The organism is Yoonia sp. D2-7, assembly GCF_055809435.1.
On sequence record NZ_JBVVTX010000005.1, the window covers coordinates 37,214 to 63,263 of the forward strand.

Annotated in this window: 24 protein-coding genes; 17 read left to right on the forward strand and 7 right to left on the reverse strand. The window is 56.3% G+C overall.

Translation table 11 applies throughout. The features are described 5' to 3' along the window. The first annotated feature begins 13 nt into the window (after positions 1-13). From kduI to AC0L7R_RS19145, 6 genes are read left to right on the forward strand one after another with little or no spacing between them, the layout of a single operon-like run. Positions 14-835: a 5-dehydro-4-deoxy-D-glucuronate isomerase gene (gene kduI, locus AC0L7R_RS19120; RefSeq protein ID WP_473660949.1), complete on the forward strand. Its 822-nt coding sequence runs from the start codon at positions 14-16 to the stop codon at positions 833-835. Beyond that, positions 832-1,569 carry a 2-dehydro-3-deoxy-D-gluconate 5-dehydrogenase KduD gene (kduD, locus tag AC0L7R_RS19125; RefSeq protein ID WP_473660951.1) on the forward strand — a complete coding sequence of 246 codons (738 nt, stop codon included), beginning with the start codon at positions 832-834 and terminating at the stop codon, positions 1,567-1,569. Before kduI ends, kduD begins: the two co-directional genes overlap by 4 nt. Then, on the forward strand, positions 1,547-2,974 hold the full coding sequence (locus AC0L7R_RS19130; protein WP_473660953.1) for a mannitol dehydrogenase family protein: 1,428 nt from the start codon (positions 1,547-1,549) through the stop codon (positions 2,972-2,974). Before kduD ends, AC0L7R_RS19130 begins: the two co-directional genes overlap by 23 nt. Continuing rightward, entirely contained in the window at positions 2,971-4,491 is a 1,521-nt protein-coding gene (locus AC0L7R_RS19135) for a UxaA family hydrolase (protein WP_473660954.1), read from the forward strand. The genes AC0L7R_RS19130 and AC0L7R_RS19135 overlap by 4 nt, the downstream gene beginning before the upstream one ends. 44 nt (positions 4,492-4,535) lie before the next feature. Continuing rightward, a complete protein-coding gene (locus tag AC0L7R_RS19140) occupies positions 4,536-4,769 on the forward strand; it encodes a type II toxin-antitoxin system ParD family antitoxin (protein ID WP_247129807.1) in 234 nt (77 codons plus the stop codon). Beyond that, positions 4,766-5,065 carry a type II toxin-antitoxin system RelE/ParE family toxin gene (locus AC0L7R_RS19145; protein WP_473660957.1) on the forward strand — a complete coding sequence of 100 codons (300 nt, stop codon included), beginning with the start codon at positions 4,766-4,768 and terminating at the stop codon, positions 5,063-5,065. Before AC0L7R_RS19140 ends, AC0L7R_RS19145 begins: the two co-directional genes overlap by 4 nt. On the opposite strand, the gene AC0L7R_RS19150 is transcribed toward AC0L7R_RS19145, so the two are convergent. Next, on the reverse strand, positions 5,062-7,287 hold the full coding sequence (locus AC0L7R_RS19150) for a type VI secretion system tip protein TssI/VgrG (RefSeq protein WP_473660959.1): 2,226 nt from the start codon (positions 7,285-7,287) through the stop codon (positions 5,062-5,064). The two genes, AC0L7R_RS19145 and AC0L7R_RS19150, sit on opposite strands and share 4 nt — an antisense overlap. Positions 7,288-7,457: 170 nt before the next feature. Beyond that, positions 7,458-7,817: a glycine cleavage system protein GcvH gene (gene gcvH, locus AC0L7R_RS19155; RefSeq protein WP_247129810.1), complete on the reverse strand. Its 360-nt coding sequence runs from the start codon at positions 7,815-7,817 to the stop codon at positions 7,458-7,460. A 224-nt stretch (positions 7,818-8,041) separates the two neighbouring features. Between gcvH and AC0L7R_RS19160 the strand changes: the two genes are divergently transcribed. From AC0L7R_RS19160 to AC0L7R_RS19205, 10 genes are all read left to right on the forward strand, one after another. Next, on the forward strand, positions 8,042-9,154 hold the full coding sequence (locus AC0L7R_RS19160) for a DUF2169 domain-containing protein (protein WP_473660961.1): 1,113 nt from the start codon (positions 8,042-8,044) through the stop codon (positions 9,152-9,154). After that, positions 9,151-10,155: a 3-oxoacyl-ACP synthase gene (locus tag AC0L7R_RS19165; RefSeq protein ID WP_247129812.1), complete on the forward strand. Its 1,005-nt coding sequence runs from the start codon at positions 9,151-9,153 to the stop codon at positions 10,153-10,155. The genes AC0L7R_RS19160 and AC0L7R_RS19165 overlap by 4 nt, the downstream gene beginning before the upstream one ends. Before the next feature lie 3 nt (positions 10,156-10,158). Beyond that, a complete protein-coding gene (locus tag AC0L7R_RS19170) occupies positions 10,159-11,424 on the forward strand; it encodes a PAAR-like domain-containing protein (protein ID WP_473660963.1) in 1,266 nt (421 codons plus the stop codon). Next, on the forward strand, positions 11,421-12,338 hold the full coding sequence (locus AC0L7R_RS19175; RefSeq protein WP_473660965.1) for a WD40/YVTN/BNR-like repeat-containing protein: 918 nt from the start codon (positions 11,421-11,423) through the stop codon (positions 12,336-12,338). Before AC0L7R_RS19170 ends, AC0L7R_RS19175 begins: the two co-directional genes overlap by 4 nt. Before the next feature lie 15 nt (positions 12,339-12,353). Continuing rightward, on the forward strand, positions 12,354-12,845 hold the full coding sequence (locus tag AC0L7R_RS19180) for a DUF6484 domain-containing protein (protein ID WP_473660967.1): 492 nt from the start codon (positions 12,354-12,356) through the stop codon (positions 12,843-12,845). Position 12,846: 1 nt separating this feature from the next. Continuing rightward, positions 12,847-14,079, forward strand: a complete 1,233-nt coding sequence (locus AC0L7R_RS19185) for a TIGR02270 family protein (RefSeq protein WP_473660969.1) — start codon at positions 12,847-12,849, stop codon at positions 14,077-14,079. 122 nt (positions 14,080-14,201) lie between these two features. Beyond that, positions 14,202-14,396 (forward strand): hypothetical protein, encoded by a 195-nt coding sequence (locus AC0L7R_RS19190; protein ID WP_247129932.1) that lies wholly within the window; start codon positions 14,202-14,204, stop codon positions 14,394-14,396. A 27-nt stretch (positions 14,397-14,423) separates the two neighbouring features. Next, on the forward strand, positions 14,424-15,392 hold the full coding sequence (locus tag AC0L7R_RS19195) for a DUF4123 domain-containing protein (RefSeq protein WP_473660971.1): 969 nt from the start codon (positions 14,424-14,426) through the stop codon (positions 15,390-15,392). Continuing rightward, complete coding sequence (locus AC0L7R_RS19200; RefSeq protein WP_473660973.1) at positions 15,389-17,257, forward strand: hypothetical protein; 1,869 nt, start codon at positions 15,389-15,391, stop codon at positions 17,255-17,257. Before AC0L7R_RS19195 ends, AC0L7R_RS19200 begins: the two co-directional genes overlap by 4 nt. After that, complete coding sequence (locus AC0L7R_RS19205) at positions 17,254-18,168, forward strand: SUMF1/EgtB/PvdO family nonheme iron enzyme (RefSeq protein WP_473660975.1); 915 nt, start codon at positions 17,254-17,256, stop codon at positions 18,166-18,168. The genes AC0L7R_RS19200 and AC0L7R_RS19205 overlap by 4 nt, the downstream gene beginning before the upstream one ends. Before the next feature lie 22 nt (positions 18,169-18,190). Here AC0L7R_RS19205 and AC0L7R_RS19210 read toward each other — a convergent pair whose 3' ends face one another. The 5 genes from AC0L7R_RS19210 to AC0L7R_RS19230 are packed head-to-tail and all read right to left on the reverse strand — an operon-like array spanning position 18,191 to position 23,836. After that, complete coding sequence (locus AC0L7R_RS19210; protein ID WP_473660976.1) at positions 18,191-18,940, reverse strand: hypothetical protein; 750 nt, start codon at positions 18,938-18,940, stop codon at positions 18,191-18,193. 12 nt (positions 18,941-18,952) lie between these two features. After that, positions 18,953-20,215, reverse strand: a complete 1,263-nt coding sequence (locus AC0L7R_RS19215) for a hypothetical protein (RefSeq protein ID WP_473660978.1) — start codon at positions 20,213-20,215, stop codon at positions 18,953-18,955. Then, positions 20,208-21,512, reverse strand: coding sequence for a DUF4123 domain-containing protein (locus tag AC0L7R_RS19220; RefSeq protein ID WP_473660979.1), 1,305 nt, complete (start codon positions 21,510-21,512; stop codon positions 20,208-20,210). Before AC0L7R_RS19220 ends, AC0L7R_RS19215 begins: the two co-directional genes overlap by 8 nt. A 12-nt stretch (positions 21,513-21,524) precedes the next feature. Then, complete coding sequence (locus tag AC0L7R_RS19225; RefSeq protein WP_247129925.1) at positions 21,525-21,782, reverse strand: PAAR domain-containing protein; 258 nt, start codon at positions 21,780-21,782, stop codon at positions 21,525-21,527. After that, a complete protein-coding gene (locus AC0L7R_RS19230; protein ID WP_473660981.1) occupies positions 21,782-23,836 on the reverse strand; it encodes a type VI secretion system tip protein TssI/VgrG in 2,055 nt (684 codons plus the stop codon). Before AC0L7R_RS19230 ends, AC0L7R_RS19225 begins: the two co-directional genes overlap by 1 nt. Positions 23,837-24,455: 619 nt before the next feature. Between AC0L7R_RS19230 and AC0L7R_RS19235 the strand changes: the two genes are divergently transcribed. Next, positions 24,456-26,036, forward strand: coding sequence for a substrate-binding domain-containing protein (locus tag AC0L7R_RS19235; RefSeq protein ID WP_473660983.1), 1,581 nt, complete (start codon positions 24,456-24,458; stop codon positions 26,034-26,036). The last annotated feature ends 14 nt before the right edge of the window (positions 26,037-26,050 follow it).

Here is a 26,050-nt window from a genome sequence, read left to right on the forward strand (position 1 = left end):
TGAAAGTAGAGCTATGACAACGACCCAAACCCGCTACGCCATTGACCCCGAAACGGCCAAAGGGTTCGACACCGAAAAACTGCGTGAACATTTTCATGTGGGCGACCTGTTTGCCGATGATGAAGTCCGGTTGGTGTATTCGCATTACGACCGTTTAATCCTTGGCTCTGCGGTGCCTGCCAATGGCCCGCTGACGTTGGATCATGTACCGGAAACGGGGACGGCGACATTCCTTGAACGTCGTGAAATGGCCGCGCTAAACCTTGGTGATACCGGTGAGATCGCAGTCGGTGGCGAAACGTATACCCTTGAAAAAGGTGAGGTTTTATATATCGGTATGGGTGATGGTCCAGTGACGTTGTCGGGTGGTCGGTTCTATCTGTTGTCCGCACCCGCCCACCAAACCTACCCAACCACGCTGATTAAAGTTGAAGACGCACGCCGTGTCGAAATGGGTGCGCGCGAGACTGCAAATGAACGGGTGATTATTCAAATCCTGCACCCTGACGTTTGCAAAAGCTGTCAGCTGCTGATGGGTTACACGCAGTTCACGCCGGGGTCTGTTTGGAACACGATGCCTGCGCATACCCATGATCGCCGGATGGAAGCCTACCTTTACTTTGATGTGCCGGAAGATCAGCGTGTTTTCCATTTTATGGGGACGCCCCAGGAAACCCGTCACATTGTGATGGCCAATGAGGAAGCCGTGATTTCACCGCCATGGTCGATCCATTCAGGTGCTGGCACGTCGTCGTACACGTTCTGTTGGGCAATGGCCGGCGATAACGTTGATTTCACCGATATGGACATGATTGCAATCGGGGACCTGAAATGACCGATCCATTCCGACTTGATGGGCAACGCGCCCTTGTGACGGGTGCGAATACGGGTATCGGTCAGGCGATTGCCGTGGGGCTTGCGCAGGCGGGGGCCGACGTGGTCGCCGCGGGCCGGTCGTCATGTGCTGAAACGGTCGCAATGATGGGGGAGAAGGGCACAGAGCTGCGCCTTGATTTGTCCGATCCTGCGGCGGCGGTGGCTGCGATGGAAGGTGCGGGTGATTTCGATATCCTCGTGAATAATGCGGGCATCATTCGCCGTGCCGACAGTGTCGATTACACCGAGGCTGATTGGGACGACGTGATGGACGTGAACCTGAAGGCTGTGTTCATGATGTGCCAAGCTTTTGCGAAAGCCGCGATTGCCCGCGAGGCGGGCGGTCGGATCGTCAACATTGCTTCGCTTTTGTCGTTTCAGGGCGGCATTCGCGTCCCTGCCTACACTGCGTCAAAACACGGCGTTGCGGGTCTAACAAAGCTGTTTGCGAACGAATGGTCCGCGCATGGGATCAACGTGAACGCGGTCGCACCCGGTTATATTGCCACGAATAACACATCTGCATTGCGCGAAGATCCGCAGCGCAGTGCCGAGATTTTGGGCCGAATTCCTGCCGGACGGTGGGGTGATCCTGCCGATATTGCGGGGGCGGTGACGTTCCTGTGTGGTGGTGCCGCGAATTACGTGACGGGTGCGGTGTTGAACGTCGATGGAGGGTGGCTTGCCCGATAAACCAAGATTGAACCGGTCGTGTGAAGCCCCGAAAGTGGGGATCGTTCACCTTGGGCCGGGCGCGTTTTTCCGTGCCTTTAATGCGGTTTACACCGATGAAGCGATGGCGAATGAGGGTGGCGATTGGGGGATTTGCGCGGTCAGTCTGCGCAGTCCCACCGCGCGTGATCAGCTTGGCCCGCAGGGCGGCGCGTTCACATCGGTCACACTGTCCGAAGATGGGCCAAAACCCCGCGTAATAGAGTCTATTTCACGCGTTTTGGTTGCCCCTGAAGACCCGAACGCTGTCGTTGATGCGATGGCGGATGCGGGTGTGAAGATCGTATCGCTGACGATCACTGAAAAAGGATACTGCCACGAACCTGCGACGGGTGCGCTGAACCGGACCCACCCTGATGTTGTGCATGATCTGGCAAACATCGCCGCGCCGCGCACGGCTGTTGGGTTTATTGTGGCCGCTTTGGCAAAACGACATGCGGCGGGCGGGAAACCGTTTACCGTTCTGTCGTGCGATAACCTGCCGTCGAATGGGGCGTTGGCGCGGGGCACGGTGCTTGATTTCGCGCGTGCCTATGATCCGGCTTTGGCGGATTGGATAGCGGAGAACGTGCCGTTTCCGGCCACGATGGTGGACCGGATTACGCCCGCGACAACTGACGTAGATGTGGAAAAGCTGGCAGAGATTGCGGGATATCACGACCCTGCTTGCGTGTTTCATGAAGCATTCAGGCAGTGGGTAATCGAGGATGATTTTGCCGATGGGCGTCCCGCGTGGGACAGTGTTGGCGCGCAGTTCGTCAAGGATGTTGATGCCCACGAATTGATGAAACTGCGGTGCCTGAACGGAACCCATTCGACGATGGCTTATCTAGGTTATTTGGCTGGATTAGAGACGATTGGCGATGTTGTCACAGACCCGGATTTTGCCGGATTGTGCGAAAAACTGTGGCATGAAGAAATCATTCCGACGTTGCCGCAACCCGATGGCGAAGACCTGCCAGCCTATTGCGCGACGCTGATGGATCGGTTCAAGGATACGTCGATCCGGCATAAGACCTGGCAAATTGCGATGGATGGTAGTCAGAAACTGCCGCAACGTTTGCTGGGCACAATCGCCGATAATCTGGCGCAGGGGCATTTGCCGAACGGTCTGATCCTCGCGGTGGCGGCTTGGATGCGATACGTTGGTGGTACAGATGAAAAGGGTGACCCGATTGATGTCCGCGATCCGATGGCGGGTCAGCTGAAGGCGGCAGATGGCGCTTTCGATCTGCTCGGGTTTCGCGATATTTTCAGTGAAACGCTTGCGCAAAACCCTGCTTTCCGTGCACCTTTGACGGCAGCATATGCGCGCTTGCAATCGCAAGGGGCGCGTGCGGCTGTAAAGGAATATATCGCCCAATGACGACCCTGATTTTGAACGACCGCGATAACGTGGTGATCCTGACGGAACGCACCAAAGCGGGGACGCAAGTGGTGCCTGATGGCGCGGCTTTAGCAGCCTCTGTAAGTGCGGGTCACAAAGTGGCGCGGGCGGACATTGCTAGGGGCGATGCGGTCTTCAAATTCGGGTATCTGATTGGCTATGCGACCGACGATATTGCGATGGGCGAACATGTGCATAGTCACAATTGCGCCTTTGGTGATCACGACACAGATTTGCCGTTTGGGGCTGCGTTAGAGACCGCAAAAGCCGCTGTGCCGCGTGTTTCGCCGCGCACGTTTGACGGTTATTTACGCGATGACGGGCAGGTTGGTACGCGCAACATGATCGCGCTGATCGCGACGGTGAATTGCTCTGCCACGGTGATCCGCAAGGCGGCGGAACAGATCACGACGTCTGGGCTGCTTGACGCTTATCCGAACGTTGACGGGGTCGTGGCCCTTGGTCACGGGACCGGCTGCGGGATGGCGACGGACGGTTTGGGGATGGAGTACCTTGAACGGGTTTTGTGGGGCTATGCCACGCATCCCAATATCGGGGCTGCGATTTTTGTGGGTCTTGGGTGCGAAGTGATGCAGGTCGCGCGGATGAAGACGAAGTTCGGCAGTACCGGACAGGAACGGTTTCATGGGCTGACAATTCAGGAAACGGGCGGGACGACGGCAACGGCGGCGCGGATTGTCGAACAGGTGAAAGCGATTTTGCCAGACGTGAATGCCACCGAACGCACGCCGCAACCGTTGTCTGCGCTGACGGTCGCGCTGCAATGTGGCGGGTCTGACGGGTATTCTGGGATCACGGCGAACCCCGCGTTGGGTGCCGCGAGCGATCTTTTGGTCGGGCATGGCGGCAGCGTTGTGCTGGCCGAGACGCCAGAAATTTACGGCGCTGAACAGCTTTTGCTGGACCGTGTGCCGTCCGATGCGGTGGGCGATACGCTGACCAAGCAATTGCGCTGGTGGGAAGAATACACGCGCATCAATGGCGGGTCGATGGACAACAATCCGAGCCCCGGTAACAAGGCGGGAGGGCTGACGACAATTTTGGAAAAATCGTTGGGCGCGGTCGCAAAAGCCGGATCAACGCCATTGGTAGAAGTCGTTGGGTATGCCGCAAAACCCAAGCAACAGGGTCTAATTTTCATGGACTCACCGGGCTATGATCCGGTGTCTGTGACAGGCCAGATTGCCAGTGGTGCACAGATTGTGGTGTTCACGACAGGGCGCGGATCGGCCTTTGGATCGAAACCTGCGCCGACGATCAAGCTGTCCACGAACGACGCGCTTTACGCGAAGATGCCGGACGACATGGACTTGAACTGTGGGGATATCGTGTCGCAGGGCGTGGCGATTGCGGACAAGGGGGCGGATATCCTCGATCTGATCGTGGCGTCCGCATCTGGTCAGCAGACGAAAAGCGAAGCGTTAGGGCTTGGCGATCATGAATTTGTCCCATGGCAAATCGGGGCGGTGATGTAGGGTGAAATCTTGACAATCTTTGTCATTTAGCCTAGGTTTACGTCATGGCGACAATGAACGTATCCCTTCCTGATCCCATGAAGTCATGGGCCGAACACCGCACAAAAGGCGGGCGTTATAGCAACGTCAGCGATTATGTGCGCGATTTGATCCGGAAAGATCAGGAACAGCACGCCGCGATTGCCGAGCTGCAGGCGGTTGTCGACGACGGTTTGAACAGTGGTCCTGCAACCCCATTTGATATGGCATCTTTCATTGCGGACAAATCCGGCGCGTGACTTTAACGGTGGCGCTACGCCCTGCTGCGCGGGCCGATCTGGATGCGATCTGGGATTATACGGTGACAACGTGGTCGCAGGACCAAGCGGTCACCTATTTGGGCGGTCTTGGCCAGGTGTTTGAAAAGCTGGCACAATTTCCGGAAATGGCCCGGTTGCGCGATGAATTTACGCCTGCTGTTCGGATCATGCCGTACCAACGCCATCTCGTGATTTACACGGCGGATGACACTACGCTGGACGTGATCCGCGTGGTGCATAGCAAAGCGAACTGGGCCGCATTGCTGGCGGATTAGTTCATCTGAACTTTCGACCCTTTGACGATGATCTTGGACGTTGCTTTGACGTTGACCTTACCGCTGGCCTTCAGGTCGATGTCCTTGCCGTTGATCTGGACGGTGCCGTCCTTTTTCATCACGAGCTTGCTTTTGCCGACGGTGATGCTGAGCTCATCGGCGACGGTGATATCCATCTTTTTGCCAGCGCTAATGCTGAAATTTTCGCCGACCGCGATAGATTTGTCTTTGCCAACGGTGTCAGACGCATCTTCTGCGACCTGCACGTCCATGGTTTTACCCGATTGGACCGCGATCGTTTCACCCGATTGCAGATCGTAGGATGTGCCCGTTTCCACGGCAATCGACACGCCGGATTTCACGTCGATGGATTTGCCGACACTGACTGATTTTGACACGCCGATGGTCGCGGAATCCGAAATGCCGACGGTGGAGGTTTTGGTCAGGTCGATGGTTTCGACATAATGCCCTTCGCCAGGGATCGCGGCGCCAAGTTTACCAAGTCCCGCTGCCACGCTGCCAACACCGCCTGCCATTGCCGCCGCCGCCGCGCTGACCACGCTGCTGATCGCGGATGGGCCGACGGTCAGGTTCATGTTGCCGCCGATGGCTTCGACATGGTTGTTGTTCACTTCGATGGATTTGTTCTGGCCGACCGATTGTACCCAGTTGGCGTCGATCCGTTCCGAATGGCAGTTCAGCGTCTTTTCGTTCCGGTCTTTCTGGGCGTGGATAAAGATCTCTTCCTTTTCCTTGTCGTCTTCGAACCGCAGTTCGTTAAAACCGGTGCCTTGGTGCGTGTCTGTCTTGAAGGTCGACCGTGTTTTGTTCGCAGGCAGCGGGTAGGGCACGTCGTTTTTGCCGTTGTAGACACAGCCCGTAACGAGCGGCATGTCGGGGTTTCCTTCAAGGAATTCGACGACGACTTCCATCCCGATGCGGGGGATCACCATGCCGCCCCAGCCTTTACCGGCCCAGTTTTGCGACACGCGGCAGCGCATCGAATTGGCACCCGCCAGATCCCAAGCGAAATGCACAAGGATGCGGCCATATTCGTCGCAATCAATCTCGCCTTCGCCGACGACTGTTGCCGTTTGCGGGCCCTGCACCGCTGGCACATGCGTTTTGCGTTCTGGGGCGAGTGGGGCCGACGTCGGCAGCATCACATATGTGCCCTCGTAATTGGGTTCGCCGCTGCCGTTGCCGCTGGCATATGTGTTGCTGGAATAGCTATGGCGCGCGGTCAGACACAGGCATGGATCATCGACACCTTTGATCGGATCACCGATGATTTTGACCGTCAAACCGGCCCGCATTGATGTGGCATCGCCCGTCGCAAAATGACGGTGATCTTGGCCGCGTTCCTGCAAAGTGCGCAGTTTGGCCAGCGCTTTACCTTCGCCTTGATCAAGGTAGTTGCCGGGGAAATCAAAGCTTTCGATCTGACCTTCACCGAAACCGGCATCGCCGATGTGATCGGCTTCCATCATCGCGTTGGGCGTTTTGAAGTTGTAGTCGGTCAGACGGATCGCACCCGTGGTGATCCGGCGGGCAGGGGCCACGTGCCAGAAATGTTCTTCGTTGCCGCGATGCCGATCTGCGACCTGCTGGAATTTGCGGCTATCCCCGTCGATGGGATCGTGTTCGGTCATCTCGTCGGTCATGACAAGCGTGTGGCCGGAATCGTCGTGGGCAAAGTGATAGCTGATCCCGAACCGTTCCATCATACGCGTGGCAAAAGCCAGATCGCTTTCGCGATATTGCACGGTATATTCCAGCGTCGCGAAGCTTTTGGTCAGTTTCTTTTTGACGGCGGGCGACCCGAGGTGGCTGTAAGGGGACAGCAGTTCGTCTAGAATTTCGACGACTGACATTTCGTGAAAGATGCGTTGATTCCGGCGCAGTCCAGCCAGCCAGAACCATGGGCGCAGCGTCAAATCATACCGCCAGCCGTTTTCATCAACACCATCAAATTTGGCCGCAGTGACGACCCCGTGGAATGGCTGATCGGGGTGTTCGAATGTTTTCAGCAAAACGTGGGCGGGCGTGCCGACCAAAGCGTCAAAATCAATGTCAGCCTTGGTGGATAAGGCTTCGACGTGGAATTCGAAAAGGTTGTTAACGTGTTCTTCGCCGTTGAAACGCAGCAGGACCAATTCGTTTTCGCCGAGCTCTGTTTTCAGGATGCCCATCCGGCCGTCTTGTAGAAAATCCGATGCCATTTCAGTGTCCTAACATGCTAAAAACGCGGTCGCTGTGTAAAAAAGAGGTCTGCTTTCGTAGAAATAATACGCCCAACCTGCGCATAGCTTCACATAGAATCAGTCTCAAAAACAAGTAAGGGAACCGCTACCTTTCGTTTGTCACAAGGGCATGACGTACGTGCGGGCAGTTAACCCATGAATGTTTTGTAGCCTGCATCGTCCATCATGCCGTCTATTTCGGACGGATTTGGCACGGACATTTTGAACAACCACCCGTTGCCCATCGGGTCTTCGTTCGCGAGGCCCGGATTGCCTGCAAGCGCGGTGTTCACAGCCACGATGTCCCCGCTGATCGGGGCTGAGATGTCTGATACGGCCTTGCTGCTTTCGACCATTGCGACCTCTTCCCCTTTGGCCACGTTGTCCCCCATTTGCGGCAATTCCACCAGAACCAGTGTGCCAAGTTGTTCGACCGCGAAGGGCGTGATTCCCACCACGACAAACCCCTGTTCAGCCCGCAGCCAATGGTGTTCGGTCGTGTAGCGCATGTGGTCGGCCCCTTGATGATGTCGCCTGCAAGCTGCATCGTGGTGCCACGCCGATCAAGTCATTTTCGCGCTTCGTGAAATGTTGCGGGTTTTCCTGACTTGACCCAGGGGCACATCCCCGCCCAATCTGCAGGATATTGCGATTGTCATAAAAGCCTTTCAAGAATCCGGTAACGGTGGGAAGGTTGTATAGATTTTAGAAGTTTTATTAGCGCGGGGCGACTATGCACATCGACCTCAAAGGGTCCGGAATAGCAGGGTTCAGTATCGGGATGGACCCGACTGGCCGCGAACATGCTGTTGTGGTGACAAAGCGGCGGCTTTCCTTTCCGGCTGAAACCGGCGGCGTTTGCACGTGGTCGGATGATGTACCTGCTTTGTGCACTGCAGATGAATTCAGTGGTGAAGAAGGGTTGAGCGCGGTCACGTTTGAATCCGAATTTGCGCTGCGCAAACCTTACTGCGATGTGCTTGTGCATGGGGCTGCGTATGCGCCCGGCGGCGTTCCGATCCAAATGGTTTACGCCGGTTTGATCTGCGGCACCGTGTCAAAAACGATTGCCGTCTTCGGGCCGCGCACGTGGCAATCATACATGCTGACCACATCGCCGTCAGAGGCCGCGCCATTCACCCGCCAGATGATTTCGTATGATTACGCCTTTGGTGGCGCGGATCGTCTGAACACGGCGGAAAAAGAACCTGCGATGTATCCGTTGAACACCGTCGGCATGGGATGGCATCAGTCCAAGAACAGCGACATCGTGGATGGCGCCCCGATGCCATTCTGCGAAGACCCGCACAATTTGCTGAAGTCCCCATGGGACAACGTCGCCCCTGTCAGCTTTGGCCCACTGGCCCGCGGTGCGCCTGATCGTGCGCAGTATGCGGGGACCTATGATCAAGACTGGATCGACAACCGTTTTCCGCATTTGCCCGACGATTACGATGATCGTTACGCGCAATCCGCCCCCGCCGACCAGCAAATTCGCCATCCGAAAGGGGGCGAAGTGATCAAGCTGAACAACATGATGCAGGGGCATGACGGTCCGTTCGAGATGGCACTGCCAAAGCTTGATCTGCCGGTTGTGTTTGCGCGGCGTCGCGGTCCTGACATTCCGGGAACTTCGGTCACTGACACGATTATCATTCAACCCGATTTGCGGATCATTGATGTTGTGACGCGGGCCAGTCTGCCGTTGCAGCGCGATATTCTGGAAATGCGCGAAGCGATTATCGGCAAGCGCGGGCGCGGATTTTGGCGGGCACGTGCGCTCGGCAAGAAATATAATCCGGGGCTTGCGGGTCTTGGCATGGATAAAGAGGTCCCCGAATTATGAGCGGCCTTGCGATTGAAGCCTGCGGCATGACCACCGCAATCGGCCTGACAGCGGCGGCCGCCGCAGCGGCCCAGCGGGCGCGTTTGTCGAATTTCGAAGAAACCCATTTCATATCCCACGACGGGAAATGGATGATCGGGGCCGAAGTGCCATTGGACCCGCCGAAACGGGGCCGTGCGCGTCTGCAGGCATTGCTCGAAGGGCCTTTGCGCGAATGCTACGCGGCTTTGGGCGACGTGGACCCCAAGGATGTACCGGTGCTGTTGTGTTTGGCAGAGGCGGACCGCCCCGGCAGGCTCGCTGGTGTGGACGCATCCTTGTTGCACGATACGTTGCGGGCGATTGGCCAACCGGTGCACGAAGACAGTGCCGTGATCATCTACGGTCGCGTTGGCGGGATCGTGGCGCTGCGTGATGCGCGTGAGTTGATGAAAAAGGGCGCGCAAAAGGTCATTATCGCGGGCGTGGACAGCTATCTTCTGGCCCAGACGATGGGCTTTTACGACGCCGAGGATCGTGTGTTGACCGAGACGAATTCAAACGGGTTTCCTGCCGCTGAAGGGGCAGGGGCTGTGCTGCTTGGTCGCGAAGGTGCGTTCAAACTGTTAGGCCTCGGCTTTGGCCGCGAAGCCGCACATATCACGTCGGGTGAACCGACGCGCGCCGATGGACTTGTCACAGCGATGCGCGGTGCTTTGGGCGAAGCGGGCATTGATTTCAGCGAGGTCGATTACCGCGTCAGCGACCTGAACGGTGAGCAATACTATTTCAAAGAAGCAGCGCTTGCTTTGACGCGCGTGTTGCGGATCAGGGTCGAACAAATGGACCTTTGGAACCCCGCCAGCGAATTTGGCTACACTGGTGCGGCAAGCATTCCGCTTATGCTTGGCCTAGGTCTGACCGCCGCGCAAAAACGCTATGCGCCGGGGCCGACGGTGATCATGCAAACGTCAGATGATGACGGCAGACGCGGCACTGCAATTTTCAGGATGGAAGGGTAGATCATGGGGAATGATGTCTTCGCCAACGGGCGCGAACTGTCGTGCAAGGCAGGCAGCGGTAAATCGATCTGCTGTTTTCCCGACGTCTGTTTCACGCCGCCGCAGACCCCAGCAACGCCCCCCGGCGTGCCGATCCCGTACCCCAACACCGGCATGTCGTCCGACACATCCAAAGGTAGTCGCGATGTGAAGATCACCAAGAAAGAGGTGATGTTGAAGAATAAAAGTGCGTTCAAGAAAAGCGTCGGCGATCAAGCGGGCTGTGCCCCGAAGAAAGGTGTCGTGACCAGCAAAACAGGTGGCAAGGTCTATTTCAACGCATGGTCGATGGACGTGAAGATCGAAGGCGAAAACGCGGTGCGTCACCTCGACCTGACAACGCACAATCACGGCAGTGCGCCCGGCAATACTTTGCCGTGGCCACATATTGATACGATGGCTTTTGCGAAATTAGGCATTGATGAAACCGTTTGTGACGATGACGTCGAAATGGAAAAAGTGATGTGTGAGGACTTTGCCCCTTACAAAGAAGACGGAGATGACGCATGCACTGCGGCTGGTCTGGTTGACACAAAGGTATCCCAAGACGGCGTCGAAAACATGTCGCGCGCGAACAAACGCGCGGCGAGCGATTGCTTAACAGCCCGTGCTTGCCGGTTGCTGCCCAAAGATCCGCTCAAGAAACAAGGTAAATGTTGCCCTGGCCAAACGGGCCATCACCTTGTCGAAGCCTCTGCGTTTTTTGAAGAGGGCGGTCGAGATTCTGACGATTTCGAAAAGCAGCTCAACATCGCTTGGCCTGGCGCCGAGAAAAAGAAGGACAAAAAGCGGTACAGATCGGGTAAAGCCCCGTGTGTGTGTGTCTATGGACCCAATCAAGGGCAGGGCACACATAAGATCATGCATACGTTTCAAGGTGCCGCAAACAAACGTAAACAAGCGACGGGCCATGATTTGGAATTCACAAGTGGGACGCGGTCCGATTTCCCAACGGTGACTTACGGCGAAGCGCGGGCAAGTGGTTGCGAAGCAATTTCCAAGACTTTTCCAGACGCTGCATGTAGCGAAGATTGTATTGCCGCCCAGTTGGACGAATACCATAAGGGCCAACTGGGGATGGACGACTCGGACCGGATCCGTAGCATTGCAACGGGTAAAACCGGTCCCGCGGACGTGGCACAGGCTGAAGCAGAGGTCGCTCGGAAATTTGCACCGGCGGCGGTCCCAGCGCCCGCATCAACCGGATTAGCAGCAGCAGGTGCAGTATGACCGAAACACAAATCATCCCGATGGATCTGGAAAATCAGACCTTCATTCGTGGTATCGAACTTGCCAACAAACGCTTTGTTCTCATGACACAAGATCCCAATCTGGACATCGAAACAGCGCCCCACACCGGTTTTTGCTACTGGGAACAGGACCCCGGGTGGTGTGCGATTGGGCTGGGCGGCACCTTGACGCTCGATGCGACCACCAACGAAGATGCAAGCGCCGTGCTTCATATCGACCCCGACGGATTCTTGCATGAAATTGGCGGGGGCCCTACGAAAAAAGAAACGCTACGGGATCGTGACGGGAACCCACCGTCATCCCCGATTAACGGGATACGTCGTGTTGGTGACCACGTTTTTGCGGTTGGGGTCGAACGTCAGGCTTACGCGCGCCACAATTTTGGCAAATGGAACATGATTTCCCCGCCAGAGATTATGCATCCTGCGCAACCCGCATCATTTCAGGCGATTGATGGGCTGTCGCCCAGCGAATTGTACGCAGTCGGGTGGGATGGCGAAATCTGGAGTTTTGACAGTGAGAATTGGCAGCAGCGTGAAAGTCCTACCAATGTTGTTCTCAATGATATCTGCGGTGGCGATGATCAATGTGTGGCGGTCGGCTTGGCGGGGACAGTCCTACTCGGCCGTGGCGACGCCTGGGACGTGATCAGGCACGACGAAACAAACGAATCGTTCTGGGCTGTCCGCTATTTTGATGGTGCGTTTTATATGACTGCAGTGAGCGGGATTTACTGTCTCAAGGACGGTCAGCTTTCGATGTTTAGAGAAACGGACAAAGACATGCGCACGACGTATGGGTTGTCTGTCGGACCAAGCGGGCTTTGGTCGATTGGAACTAGCGATGTTGTGCTTTTTGACGGCAATGACTGGCACACGATTGGTCAATCCTAACCGAGGAGATTTGAAATGAACCCCAACGACGTAAAAATTGGTGATGTGAAGCTCGACGGTGTTGTGATTGGCATGGTCATGGATGTGACAAAGGACGGCATTCAGGTCGTCTTTCCCGGCAATCCCAGCGAAGAAGCGATCCCGGCGCGGGCAACGGTGCCTTTGTCGACCCGCGATATTGGCGCGGAAGTGGCGCTTATCTTCGAGCAGGGCAACCCCGGTGCCCCGATCATTATGGGCCGTCTTTTGCGTCCGGGTGACGGGATGGACGACCCTGATGACGGGACCACTGAGCTTGATATGGCCTCCGCCCCGATGCGGGTCAGCGTCGATGATGAGGCCGAAGATATCGTCGATATAACCGGAAAAGAACAGGTCGTGATCCGTTGTGGGCGTGCCAGCATCACGCTGACAAAGGCCGGGAAAATCCTGCTGCGCGGGGCTTATATTTCAAGCCGTTCATCGGGGGCGAACCGGATCAAGGGCGGTTCGATCCACCTTAACTGATATGAAACACATCCCGATTATCCTTGCCCAACACATCGAAGATGCGGCTGTCCTGTGGGAACGTCGTCGTCGTGCCGTGGATGCGCCGCATTACAACACGATGTATCTAGGGCGGCTGGATGAGCAGCTTGAGGCGCATTTGGACGGGTTGCGCATCGCTGGCACGGCGGGCTGGGACGAAGCGGTTGCTGCGTTCGAAGGTATCGGCGGTGGCGGTGAAATGTTCACCGCGGCGCACCTTGCGTTTGGGCATCACGATACATCGTTGATCCCTGACGCAATCGAGATGATCAAGACTGACCCAAGCGAATTGATCGGGCCTGCCGCGTCGGGCATCGGGTGGCTGCACGGGTCGCAACTGTCGGGCAAAGTCAGCCCGTTGCTGGGGTCATCGAACCCCGTGTCGCGCGCGCTTGGCGTGACCGCCTGTGCTGTTCACCGCGTTGATCCTGGCAAGCATATGGCCGCTTTTCTGGACGATGCGCCCGGTGTGCGTCGCCGTGCGCTGCGTCTTGCGGGTGAAATCGGGCGGGTGGATCTATTGCCACGCGTTCAGGAGCTTTGCACTGATACGGACCCTGAAACGGCGTTCTGGGCGATGTGGGCGGCGGTTTTGCTGGGGGACCGCGGTGCGGCGCTTGATGGTCTGTCGCAGATCGCGACCAGCGATCATGCCCGCGCGGATGACGCGTTGCATGTTGTGCTGCCTGCGATGGGATTTGCGGCGGGTAGTAGCTGGCTGACGACGCAACCGATCGACGCGACTGCACGTAAGATTAAAGGCTACGGTATTTTAGGTGACGTCGGCGCGGTGCCTTGGTTGATCGAACAGATGGCCGACGATGATCTGGCGCAGATTGCGGGCCAAAGTTATGCGCTGATCACGGGTGCTGATCTGGAAGAAGACGACCTTGATCGCGACCAACCCGATGACGCGCCGGATGGGCCAACAGATGATCCGTTGGATGATGACGTTGATCTTGATCCAGACGAAAATCTGGCGTGGGCGTCTGCGGATCATATCGCGAGCCATTGGCACGGGATCAAAGGCCGATTTGGCGCAGGCGCGCATATTTTGGGACGCCCAGCCAATGCGGACAGCTATCAGGCGTGTTTTGTGACTGGATACCAACGTCAGCGACGTGTGGCAGCGACGTGGTTGGCCGCGGGTGATCCGTCTGCTGGTATGGCCAATTGGAAAGTGCCAGTTTTCAACACTTGGACGCAGCGCTGAAGCCTTCGGTTTCTTGGCATCGAATTCCAATAATGGTAGTTATGTTAACCGGCTTGGCCGTGGAAAAGGGTTGCTCATCCCTCCGGACAACTTCGTAGATTGCGATTACAATCGGACACTAAATGCACGCGGTATTGATGCGTATCCGACTGGATCCGCGGGTCGCACGGTGGGCTGTTGGTGCGTCTAATTTGCTTGAAAACACCCGCGCGTTTCGTATGGCGCTTGCGGACCTGTCAGCGCTTGATAAGTCTGAGCGCGAGGCACGCAGGGTTCAAGCGTGCAGCCATTTGCCGGACCTCGAAGATTTGGCATGACACACGGGGCCGCGTTAGGAAAGCTGTATGACGTATCGTGACATTCGCACCTTCGAAAGCCAGACGTTTGGTGGTTTTCAAGTTGGTCAACATATGACCGACGAAGATGCGCAAAACGTATTGCCTGCACCGGTGCTTTCCGCGCTAAACGATGGCGATGACAGGCTTTTCGCCATTCTTGATGCGGGTCGTGTGCCGTTCCTGTCAGACCGGCTGGACATGGCTGATCTGAACGGTCGTATGATTTTCCGCAGTAACATTGTCATGCGCGGGGTCGAAGACGGTGCCGATCCGATGGCCGAAGTGTCCCCTTGGTTGATCGAGGTGCCACCGGATGATGACCTGATCCGCGACTTTTTCTCGGCTGATCCTAATAACAATTGGCAGATGATGCCGAACCGCGCGGGCATTTTGCTGCGCACGTCCCTGCCCCAAGACGCGCTTCTGCGACGTCTGATGCGGTTGTCGCAATTGCCTGACGAAGCGGGCGCTGATCTGTTCTTTCGGTTTCATGAACCGGGTATGTTGGGTGCACTTTGCGCGACTGTTCCATCCGAAACCGTCGCTGGTATTTTGCACGACATCAGTGCGGTAATCTGGACAGAAGACACCGTGATTGATGACACATGGCAAGCGCATATCATGCGTCCAGCGACAGACATCACATCCGGCCAGTGGCACAGTCCTCGCATTGATGCGCATGTCCGGCGGGGGTTTGCCGATGTGATCAATCGGCGTCGTGCGCATCTGATCCTGCGCGAAAGCGATATCGCGCCACATGATCGTGGCGCTTTGGTGGATGATTTGACCCATCTTTTGGGCGCCAGCCAGTCTAGTGCCGGCGCTATGCTGCATCACCTGCGTCTGGTCGCGGTTGCCCCACCTGCTGATCGGCCTTATTGGCGCGAAATGGTTGATAAGGGGGACATTTCCCTCGCGTTTATCAACCGCAAGATGCATGATCACTACATACCAACGGAGACGTTTGCGAAGTGACCGAGACCTGTATTACCTGCGGCGATATCGAACTTTACTATGTCTTGTCATGCGGGGACGCGGCTGTTGGCGATAGCGTCATCCTGATGTTTGGCGGCGAAGACCACGACGAGTTGAAGGCAGAGATCGACGTCGTTCAGGACGCTTTTAACGAGATCTCACAAAACGCAGCCGAAGATAGCAACGAAGGTGCGGAAGCGACCGTTCAGGCCCAAGACCACCTTGCTAAGATGCTGGACGGTTACATCAAGCCTGACGTCAGCCTGCCCGAAAAACACATGGTGCAGGCCTATAACCTGCGCGGGCGCAAATGGACGTTTATTCGCAGCGATAAGATGCGCAATCACATGCGCAGCTATGCCATCGACAAATCCCTGCTTGAGGCGACAAGCGAAGGTCTGAACAAGGGTGGTTTGCGCTCTGCCTTTACCGCGGCACGTGAAAAGATCGCGAGCGATCTAGGCGGTGGGATCAGTTGGAAAGGTCAGATCTATAAGGCCTCTGTCGGGGGATCTATCACTGACATCTGGGATGCCGATTTTCTGACGTGGGTCGATGCGGTCAATGAAAGCATGGCCTATTCAAATGAAAGCCCCTACCACGATCTGTCCGCAGGTGCGCAGCTGTTGCGGGGCTATGCCGGATTTGGTCTGGCGATCGGGTATAATCCGTCGAAAAACAGCTATGGCCTGACAGGCAACGCTGAAGCCCGCGCCGTTCTGGCGGAAGGGAAAACCACAATCACGGGCTACGTGCCCCATGCGGACGGTTGGTTCGCGCGTGCGCCATTCGCCGATGCCGCAGCGTCCGAAGCAGGACGGCAAGAAGCGCTGAATTTCGGCTATTTCCGTGGCACGATTGAACTGAAACTGCATGCGATGTTGGGGGCCAGTATTATGGGTACCGCTGGCATCGAATATGTGCCGCAGCCGGACGGATCGACCCAAGTCCAGCCCGCAGCCGCAGGCGCCAAAGGCCAGATTTCCGCAGGCGCTTTTGCCGGTGTCGAAGCAGGCGGGAGCCTGACGGGCGGCGTGCAATGGTTGAACCCCGGTTGGCGCGAAGACGAAGGTCAGCGGTTGCGCGATGCGGGATGGAAAACGATGGTCAGCATCGGTGGTACGGCTGCCGTGAATGCGGGTGTTGGCGCGGAATTTGATCTGATGATCACGTTTGAGAACGGTAAATTCATGTTTCGCGCCAAAGCACAGGTCGTTTGGGGCGTTGGCGCAAAGGGCGGTGTTTCCGGCAGTATTGGGTTCGAGGCGATCATCGAATTTGTGATGTACACCTACCACCAGCTCCGCGCGAACGGCTTTAGCTATCTGGTTTTCATCCACAAAGAGGCTTTCGACGCGATGGTCCAGATGTTGATCTATGCTGTGCAATTTGGCGAAGACGCGATGATTGCGCTTGGCAACGGTGTGTCTCAACTCGCCAGTTGGGTCATGCAACCGTTCGAAGATGCCGACGCCGCCGAAGCCTTTGCAATCAAGGTGAAACAGCAGCCCCGTGCGCTGTTCTTCGGCCCGCCAGAGGTCAAGGGTGCTGTGCTATATCGATTGTCGGAACGGTTTACGTTCAGCCGCGAAGAACACCAAGAAGGGGCGATTATCGCGATCATGCATTGCATCTCGTCGCGCCGCGAATGGGAAAAGATCGTCGAACGGATCACGCCAAACGGCCAGAAAAGCAGCGCGACCGCAGGGCTTGCCCGCCTGAACGCCGTGCTCGATTTCGGGGCACAGACCCAATTCAACACACGACTCGCCGAGATTTTGGCGATGAACGACATCTATGATTACGTGGCCCCCGGTGATACTCGTTTCGCAGGCGCCCCTGTCACATTCTCGAGCTACGCATGAAGATTATCCTTGGCCTTATCGTAGTTGCAATCGTCGGGATCGGCGGCTGGTTTGCATTGACTACGCTGCAGACATCACGCGCAATCGACGCGCTTGCCGCAGACACCCGCGCGAACCTGATCGCCGTCAAAGGCGGCACTTTTGACGCAGGCAATTTTGAGATCACGGTGCAGTTGGAAAATGGCGACCGCGAAGTGCGGCTCGTATCCACGACTGCCCTGCCCGCCTATACCGTAACCTTGGACGATTTCAGTATGCTCGCGGGCGAGGCATTGAATAGCTCTTTCGATCTGTTCACCCAAGCAACAGGCCGCCCGTCGCAGGTTCATAACGCCGCATTCGGGCTCGGTATTCCTGATCACCCCGCGAATATGACGTGGCAAGAAGCGACCGCTTATTGTGCGTGGCTGGGCGATATCGCTGGTCTATCTTTGCGCCTGCCAACCGAAGCCGAATGGGAATTCGTGGCCCGCAGTCGCGGTGCGCTGGTCCCGTGGGGCACGGCTGGTGGCGTCTGGATGCCGGGCGAAAATGTCCCGCCCGCGGATGCCCCAGATGCCGTCAAAGACGCTGCGAACCAATGGCCGCCGTCACCGATGGGGTTCTATGACTTTGCGTCCGGCGCGAAAGAATGGGTCAGCGATACGTCATCCGACGCGCGGATCGCAAAGGGCGGTAGCAGCCGATCAGATGCGGCATTTGAAACGATCCCGGGCCGCACGATTGTGGATGCTGTGACCAGCAGCTGGCCTGGCGAACCAGACCGGCTCGCGCAACAAGGCTACCCCTACCACGCCGCCTACGCGACAGCCCGCTGCGCGTCCGACGAAGCGGGTCAAGGGTCGGGAACGGTCGATTTCGAAGCACCAGCAATGGTGCCAGTTATTGGGGCGCAGGCGGTTAGTTACTGACCGCGAATAGCGGTCAGAAGGTTCATCTGAATGTGTTCTCGGGCGGTTGATATGGTTGGCCGGTATTTTCAAGCGGCTGATACGGCCCTTCATGCTGAGGCAGGCCTAGATAGTGCCGGACAGTATTTGCGATAACTATCCCAGGCATCCGGTTCGGTGACAGGCTTTGCCGTGTATCGTTGATAAACGCCCGAAATATGGCGTCTTTTTGCGGTAGGTTCAGATCGTTTATCTGGCCAATGTGCATCGAGACGAAGCTCGGCGATGGTTCTAAACGTAGCGCTTCGATCAACCGAAATTGCGCTTCTGCGTCACCCATTGCGGTCTTGTAGCGCAAGTAGGCGAACGCCTCAAAATTGGCCTCTGGGGTCGCGTTCTCGGGGGTTGGTAGCCCCGTAAACCGTTGCGCCAAGACGTCATTGACGTCAATTTGATGCCGTGTGATTGTTGGGAAAAAGCTCTGAGGGAATGGGTCACGTGCCGCCATTTGACGCATCGTGGCAACGATGACGGGACGATCTTTGTCTTCGATTTCATTAAAATAGACACCCGTATCGCGCACAAAATAATTAGCGAAACTAAAGTAGACGTTATTGGGTAAAATACTGCTGCGGTACAATAATGCAGCAATGTGGCATGAATCAGAGATGGCGCTGCCGACATAGTCCTTGTTGGGCCATGGTTCCGTTCCGAACGTGGTCATATTTGTGCCGGTCACGTATTCCACAATCGCAGGTGGGCACTGGTCTCTTAAAAGGTCAATATAATCCATGGTTCTTCCTCACTACAATGCTGCGGCGACAGCGCGTACCGCGTCCCATTGGTTTTTGCGCAAGAACGATTGTTCCGAAAAATTGGGCCAATAGCCCATCAGGTTCAAAGGATCGCGTTGCATAATTTTTCCAATGTTTTTGGGATCGAGCGCCCGAGATGTCGGGTTGATCGCAGGCTCTGTATTTGTACTGGTTTCTGCGGCTACCGGTTGTCCCAAAGACATTTTCAGATGGCTGGGCAATTGGTTTCCAATTCTGCCATCGTCCGGGTGATACAGACCCAAAGCATGACCGAGTTCATGGGTGAGAACCGCGTAACTATCAGTGAGCGTCTGACCACCGATCGCTCCTACGAAATCTTTGAAGACGAAAGCGTGATCTGCCGGAATCTCGGGGACTACGCCGTTAAAGCGGGACGGGACATCATCTGGGACGTAAAACCACAAGTATCGCTTCGCTGCTGCGCCAGATTGCCATTTTGCGGTTCTCCCGAACCAGTCCAGTGTACTTTGGTCGTCGGCGGCTGGTGCGCCCAAAAACGCATTTTGTCCCTGTAGCTCTCCGAAACCTTCACTGTAATACGGTTCTGCGACAGTGGCGCGCATGCCCAGTTCAGCAGCCGCAATGCCTGGAACGCCCTTCAGGTCGACGTCGCCTACGTCAGTCAGAATGATCCGAATACCCGCCGCATTAAACGTCCCGTTCAACATGTTAGAGAGTGCGTTTGTTGAATAGCTGACCGACTTTGAAAGCGGGGTATTGATGCATCCGATTGTCGTTTCCAACACAATCGGTTGATAACACACCACATGAAACCACCCGATGTCTTCGCCGTCGCAGGACACACGTACCGTCGCTTCGCCTGCGCTGATCCCGCGCAGCGTCAGCGGCATGCCGGACGCTGACCCGCGTGTGGGGGATACCTCTGCGATGCCAGCTGGGGTTACTTCGAACGTGCTGTTGGCGATGCAGGCCCCGCTGGTATGGCCTTCGAAACTGGCCTCGACTTCAGTTTCGTCGCCCACCATCACGGACACCCACGCAGCACCGTCTCGGGTCATCCGGTCTGATGGCACAGATTTAGCCGCATCCGGCGGGATCCAGTATTCATCCGCATCGCGTGTCTGCGCGAGGTTCGTGCGGGCGTCAAAGCCTCTGACCTTTGCCGCGTTACGCGATCCGTCAAATGTGCTGACCTGCGGACAACAGGTCGCCACGGGCGATAGCCCGCCGGACGGCGGGGTTCCATTCGGATCGGGTGAAGGATCAGCCATCAATCAATGCTTTCCAAAAATCGTTACACACATCGTCCCATTCCTGCGCCGATTGCGGAGGATGAACACGCCCCAAAAATGGGTCTTCATAAAATTTATAGCCCCAAAACAGACTAAGAAACGCAAGGCAGGCCCAGTGCGTGTCAGGTGCACCCGCCGATGCCAGCGGGCCTTGCGATTTTTTCCAAAGGTGCCGGAACGGGTCCTGACGATCAACCGGAACATGTGCATGCAGGCAGGCCGCAAGCACCTCTCGGTCCTTGGTCAGGGTATCGTCCACGATCAGACGTGCATCCGACAACAACGGTGCTTTGAAATCGCGCAACACCGCGCGGTACGACCCCGCCCATGCGTCGGAAAACGCAGCCCGCAGCGGGACCTGCTTTGCGCGTCTGTCGCTTTGCAGAATGTCGGTCAAAACCGTGACCTGTCCGCTTTGATGAAACCAGCCGCCAAAATGCACCATCAGGTGACCGAGATAGGCAAATTCGTCCTGTCGTGTGAAACCGAACCGTGTGCCTTCGCGCAAAATATGCGGGCCAAGCGCGTCGCGGGCCGCCCCCACAAACAATTCATCGGGATAATCGCGGACTAACCAGCGGGTCAGGTTTTTCTCGAGACCAATTCTTGCAATGCGGTCCATCACGGGACCATCCGGCGCTTCGAGCGTGAAGTACTTCCGCACGCCCGTCCGGCTGGCATGGCCAGAAACGTGGATCAGGGTCAATTCATCCGCGTTGTGTTCTGCCACGACATGAACAGGCGTGCCTTGTTGGGTGAAATGAAACCGTTCGAACCTTGTGGGTTGTGTTGCCAGACTGGGTAGGAATTCGTTTGCGACGACGGGGTCCCAGTAACGTAGGAAAACCATTGATGTGCTGTCGGGCGCGCGGGCAACTTTGACCAAACCGCGCAGGTGCGACCGAAGTTCGAGTTCATCCGCATCGGTCAGCAGCAAGATGCCGACGCCCTGACCGTGGAATTTGCAAAAATGATCGCGCAGCACGGCCGCTTGGGCACCTGTCCCGCGCCCGAATGATAACAACCAGGGGCCAGCTTCGCCTTCGTCGGCGTCATGTTGAAATAAGGGGGCTGCCCTGACTTCAGGTGTCAGCGTATCCAGATCGTTCAACCCCAAGACAGCCGCGCGGCGCGTCCCGTCGAAGACACCGTAAATCTGCAGATCTTCATCCGCCTCTATCAGGGCAGATAATTCCCGAGGATATTCGATTGATGTGTCATCCACCCAGTCGGGTGCCAGCACGATACGTTCGACGTGCAATTGCGCTTGAGCCATTGTCGTCGGTCTTTACGGCAAGATCTTGTGGTTTGGTGAACCTGCGACGATTGCGCCGCCGTGGGATGTTGCGCAGCCGAGGTAGGCGACGGGTTTACCGTCGTCGGTGGACATGGATGATCCCATGATGATGGTGGCCCCGCAGGCGGTTTTGTCGCCCATGCGCGCGACCGGCTTGCCGTCGATCATCGCTTTGCCGCCAGACACAATCGTGTTGGGGCCGTGGATCGGGCAGACGTGTTTATCGCCAAGGCGTGCAATCGGGATCATTATTCACCCTCCTTCGGGCATTCCTCGACCAGTGGCAGGCCCGCGTTCGCAGCCCCCTGCAGGGTCGGGACTTGTGAACTGCCAGAGCCGCCCATCGACACATTGCCCTTGAGTTTGATCTGTGCGCCTTCAATCGTGACGCCAGAACTATCAAGCGTGATTTTCCCGCCCGGACCCTTGATCACGAACTTCTGGAACGCCATCAGCGTGTGGACCTTCGTGTTGTTCGTGATCGACTGGTTCACGTTCAGCGTCGATTTCCCAAGAACCGTATGTTCGGCGTTGCGGCCAACTTGGGTCAGGTGATCGGCAAAGATGTCCTGTTTGTGGATGTTGGCCACGTTGTGCACATGGTCCTTGCCATAGTTTTCGATCTGGTTCTGGCCGACGGTATATTGCACGTCGCGGCCAATGTTAATCGTTTCATCGCGGCCTACAACTTCGGTATGATCTTGCCCGACAGAGATCGCTTTATCGCGCCCAACCGTTTCCGATTGGTCCTGCCCAATTGTCTTGGTCCGGTCATTCAGAATGTCGATCTGCTGGTCTTTTTGACCATGCATATAGATCAGTTCTTCGTCTTTTTCGTCTTCGAACATGAGCTCGTTAAAGCCGCCGCCCTTGTGGGTGTCGGTTTTGAACGTGGACTTGGTTTTGTTCGCAGGCAGCGGATAGGGCACGTCGTTCTTGCCGTTGTACACACAGCCCGTGACCAGCGGTTTGTCAGGATTGCCTTCAAGAAATTCGACCACAACTTCCATGCCGATCCGCGGGATCACCATACCACCCCAGCCCTTACCGGCCCAGTTTTGTGACACGCGGCACCGCATCGAGAACCGGTTGTCGAGGTCCCAGTGGAAATGCACCAGAATGCGGCCGTATTCGTCGCAATCAATCTCGCCCTCGCCGACCACGACTGCCGTTTGGGGGCCGTGCACAACGGGGATGCGGGTTTTGCGTTCCGGGGCCAGCGGCGCAGAGATCGGTAGCAGCACGTAGGATCCGTCGTAAACAGGCTCCGAATTGCCCTGACCTGATGCAAAAGATGCAGTCGCAAAGCTGTGGCTGGCCGACAGGCACAGACACGGATCGTCAACGCCCGTGACCTTGTCGCCCTTCACCTTGACGGTGAGGCCTGCCCGCAAAGACGCCACATCACCGCTGGCTTGATGGCGGTGATCTTGCCCGCGTTCTTGCAGCGTGCGCAGGCGGGCGACCAGTTTGCCGGTGCCCTGATCCAGATAATCGCCCGGATAATCGTAGCTTTCGATCTGGCCCTGACTGTAGGCCGCGTCGCCCATCCGGTCGGTTTCCATCGACGCGCTTGGCTTCTTGAAGTTGTAGTCCGTTAACCTGATCCCGCCGGTCGTTAACCGTCTGCCGGGGCGCATATCGGTAAAATGTTCCTCATCGGTGGTGCGGTTCCCGTCGGACACCATTTTGAACGCGCGACTACTGCCGTGCAGCGGTTCATGTGCGGTCATCGCGTCGGTCAGCACCAAAGTGTGCGACCCGCGGTCATGGGTAAAATGGTAGGAAATCCCGAACCGTTCCATCAAACGGGTCGCAAAATCCAGATCGCTTTCGCGGTATTGCACGGTGTATTCCAGCGTCGGATAGCTGCCCGACAGCCGCTTTTCCATCGCAGGTTCGCCAAGGCCGGAATAGGGGGCGAGCAGTTCGTCGAGAATTTCGACGACAGTTTTCTCGTGATAAATCCGTTGATTGCGGCGCAGACCCGCCAGCCACATCCACGGCTTTAGCGTCAGGGTATAGCGCCAGCCGTTTTCATGCAGGCCGTCAAAGTTCACTTCGGAAATGATGCCGTCAAACGGGACGTCAGGGTTGTCATACGTCGTCAGCTCAACCGTCGCATGGGTGCCGATCAGCGCGTCAAAGTCCAGATCGTTGCGTTCAGCCAAAGCATCGACGCGAATGGTGAACAAATCGTTGACGTGTTCTTCAGTCGTCATACGAAGAAGCACCAGCGTATTCGCACCCAACGCCGTATGAAGCTGCCCCATACGTTCATCTTGCTTAAATCGCGCGTTCATCAACTTTTCCTAACTCTCAACGTCACACCAGACGCTACCAGCGCAACAACGCAATTCAAAGTTGAAAACGGCACTTGGCGTCAAATGTGCGGTGACTGGACCGTCAAAATCGCGCAAATGCGCCGATTGTTGCGTAATGCGGGTTAATCAAGTGCCCATGGTGCTTGTCTGATCCAGCGGATGAGGGTGACACAGAGAATTTGTATCAGGTCCCGAATTGATGCTCTCAACCAAGGCAAGTTTGCGTCGTAACATTTTAGATGAGTTCGATCTAAAGTTTAGATTTTGCCAATTTCCGGCATAATTACCCTTTAATGAAAACGATTACGTAACTTACGGTGAAGAAATTGCCTAAATGTGGCCAAAGTCCTAAAGTTTTAGATGTGCCCAAATTATCAGCAAAACTAGGGGATTGATACAGTCGGGCGTCGAAATTGTATCAGGCCCGCCGCCTTAGTTTCGGACAGTTACGCAAAGTTACGCCAAGTTACGGTCCCGCCGAAACATTATCCCGCCCTCATTCCTAATCATCAAGTTTGCAGTTGATTGTTCGACGATTGGCGACCCGGTTTCCTCACGACGGGTTGTGCCAAGTCGGCATAACATATGGAGCAGACTATTGACCTATGAATTTCTAAAGACCCCTGCATCACTTGGCCGTATCTGTGCCTTGCTTGGTGCAACCGCATTGGCAGGCGCCGCTGCGGCTGACGAAGTTACGCTGCGATCTACCGATGGCACGATTAATCTTGTCGGCGATCTAATTAGTTTCGATAGCGAACATTACTTCTTGCAAACTGACCTTGGCGATTTGCGCGTTTCCGCCGAACGCGTCCGCTGTGACGGTGCCGGTTGTCCGGTCTTCGCGGAAATCTTGCCGGACGTGTCTATTGGCGGGTCCGACGCCATCACCGAAGGCCTGATGCCGCTGTTGTTGGCCGGTTTTGCAACCGACACAAGCGCTGAAGCGCAGACCGAAAAAACGCAGACCCAAGGCGAATTCGCGACCACATTGGTCGGCGAAGATGGCTTTGGCGACCAGATCGGCACGTATCTTGTACGGTCCGGCACGTCTGATGATGCGTTCACCAGCTTGCTCGATAATTCGATCCAGGTTGGCATGTCATCCCGCCGTATCCGCCCAGATGAAGCCCGCGCGCTGAAAGCCGCAGGTGCCGGCAACATGATCGACCCAAGCCAAGAACACATCGTGGCTGTTGATAGCCTTGTTGTGGTCGTGAACCCGTCGAACCCGATCCAAGACGTGTCGATGGAAAACCTTGCGCGGATCTACGCCGGTGACATCACCAACTGGTCCGAATTGGGTGGTCCTGATCTGGCGATTGAACCAGTTGTGCAAACCGACGCAGGCACAAACGCGGTGTTTAGCACGGGCGTCTTCGGGGCCGAAGATGCAGCACTGAACGGTGCATACGAAGCAACCGACAACGTCAACGCAGCCCTTTATGTCGACGACAATCCGGGTGCGATTGCCTACGTGGGTTTTGCGTTCAAGCGCGGTCAAAAACCGTTGTCTTTGGTTAGCGAATGCGGGATCGGCACGACACCCGATGCGTTCTCTGTGAAGACAGAGGAATACGCCCTGTTCCGTCGTCTTTACATGTACAACCGTGCAGACATCGACAATGCGCTTAGCGCTGATTTCGTGGATTTCGCGACATCAGATGCCGCGTCCAACGTGATCCTGCAGTCCGGCTTTATCGATCTGGGGATCGAACGTGTGGTGCAAGCCGCCAACAGCGATCGTGGCCAGCGCGTGCAATCCGCAGGCACCGATTCATTCGAAGTCGCCCTGTCGACCGACATGGTCGAAATGCTGGACACACACGACCGTCTGTCGTCCACATTCCGTTTCCGTACGGGGTCAACCAACCTTGATCCACGCGGCAAACTGGACCTTGAACGCCTTGCGAATTACCTCGCCGATCAGCCAGCAGGCACAGAGGTCACTTTCGTGGGTTTTGCCGACAACGTGGGTGCCTTTGAACCAAACCTGACGCTGTCCGAAGGCCGCGCTGAACAAGTCCGTGACGCTTTGATGGACATCGCAGGTGACCGTTTGGACGGTATCACGCTGAACATCCAAGGTTTTGGCGAAATCTCTCCGGCGGCATGTAACACCAACGAATCCGGTCGGTTGATCAACCGCCGCGTTGAAACATGGATCAGCAAATCATGAAACAGCGCAGCACA

Coding starts and splice junctions, on each gene's coding strand:
- AC0L7R_RS19130 (WP_473660953.1), top strand. CDS start 1,547: ATGGAGGGTGGCTTGCCCGATAAACCAAGATTGAACCGGTCGTGTGAA.
- AC0L7R_RS19230 (WP_473660981.1), bottom strand. CDS start 23,836: ATGAACGCGCGATTTAAGCAAGATGAACGTATGGGGCAGCTTCATACG.
- AC0L7R_RS19140 (WP_247129807.1), top strand. CDS start 4,536: ATGGCGACAATGAACGTATCCCTTCCTGATCCCATGAAGTCATGGGCC.
- AC0L7R_RS19150 (WP_473660959.1), bottom strand. CDS start 7,287: ATGGCATCGGATTTTCTACAAGACGGCCGGATGGGCATCCTGAAAACA.
- AC0L7R_RS19225 (WP_247129925.1), bottom strand. CDS start 21,782: ATGATCCCGATTGCACGCCTTGGCGATAAACACGTCTGCCCGATCCAC.
- AC0L7R_RS19195 (WP_473660971.1), top strand. CDS start 14,424: ATGACGTATCGTGACATTCGCACCTTCGAAAGCCAGACGTTTGGTGGT.
- gcvH (WP_247129810.1), bottom strand. CDS start 7,817: ATGCGCTACACGACCGAACACCATTGGCTGCGGGCTGAACAGGGGTTT.
- AC0L7R_RS19180 (WP_473660967.1), top strand. CDS start 12,354: ATGAACCCCAACGACGTAAAAATTGGTGATGTGAAGCTCGACGGTGTT.
- AC0L7R_RS19175 (WP_473660965.1), top strand. CDS start 11,421: ATGACCGAAACACAAATCATCCCGATGGATCTGGAAAATCAGACCTTC.
- AC0L7R_RS19165 (WP_247129812.1), top strand. CDS start 9,151: ATGAGCGGCCTTGCGATTGAAGCCTGCGGCATGACCACCGCAATCGGC.
- AC0L7R_RS19205 (WP_473660975.1), top strand. CDS start 17,254: ATGAAGATTATCCTTGGCCTTATCGTAGTTGCAATCGTCGGGATCGGC.
- AC0L7R_RS19220 (WP_473660979.1), bottom strand. CDS start 21,512: ATGGCTCAAGCGCAATTGCACGTCGAACGTATCGTGCTGGCACCCGAC.
- AC0L7R_RS19160 (WP_473660961.1), top strand. CDS start 8,042: ATGCACATCGACCTCAAAGGGTCCGGAATAGCAGGGTTCAGTATCGGG.
- AC0L7R_RS19190 (WP_247129932.1), top strand. CDS start 14,202: ATGCACGCGGTATTGATGCGTATCCGACTGGATCCGCGGGTCGCACGG.
- AC0L7R_RS19210 (WP_473660976.1), bottom strand. CDS start 18,940: ATGGATTATATTGACCTTTTAAGAGACCAGTGCCCACCTGCGATTGTG.
- AC0L7R_RS19215 (WP_473660978.1), bottom strand. CDS start 20,215: ATGGCTGATCCTTCACCCGATCCGAATGGAACCCCGCCGTCCGGCGGG.
- AC0L7R_RS19135 (WP_473660954.1), top strand. CDS start 2,971: ATGACGACCCTGATTTTGAACGACCGCGATAACGTGGTGATCCTGACG.
- kduD (WP_473660951.1), top strand. CDS start 832: ATGACCGATCCATTCCGACTTGATGGGCAACGCGCCCTTGTGACGGGT.
- AC0L7R_RS19185 (WP_473660969.1), top strand. CDS start 12,847: ATGAAACACATCCCGATTATCCTTGCCCAACACATCGAAGATGCGGCT.
- AC0L7R_RS19170 (WP_473660963.1), top strand. CDS start 10,159: ATGGGGAATGATGTCTTCGCCAACGGGCGCGAACTGTCGTGCAAGGCA.
- kduI (WP_473660949.1), top strand. CDS start 14: ATGACAACGACCCAAACCCGCTACGCCATTGACCCCGAAACGGCCAAA.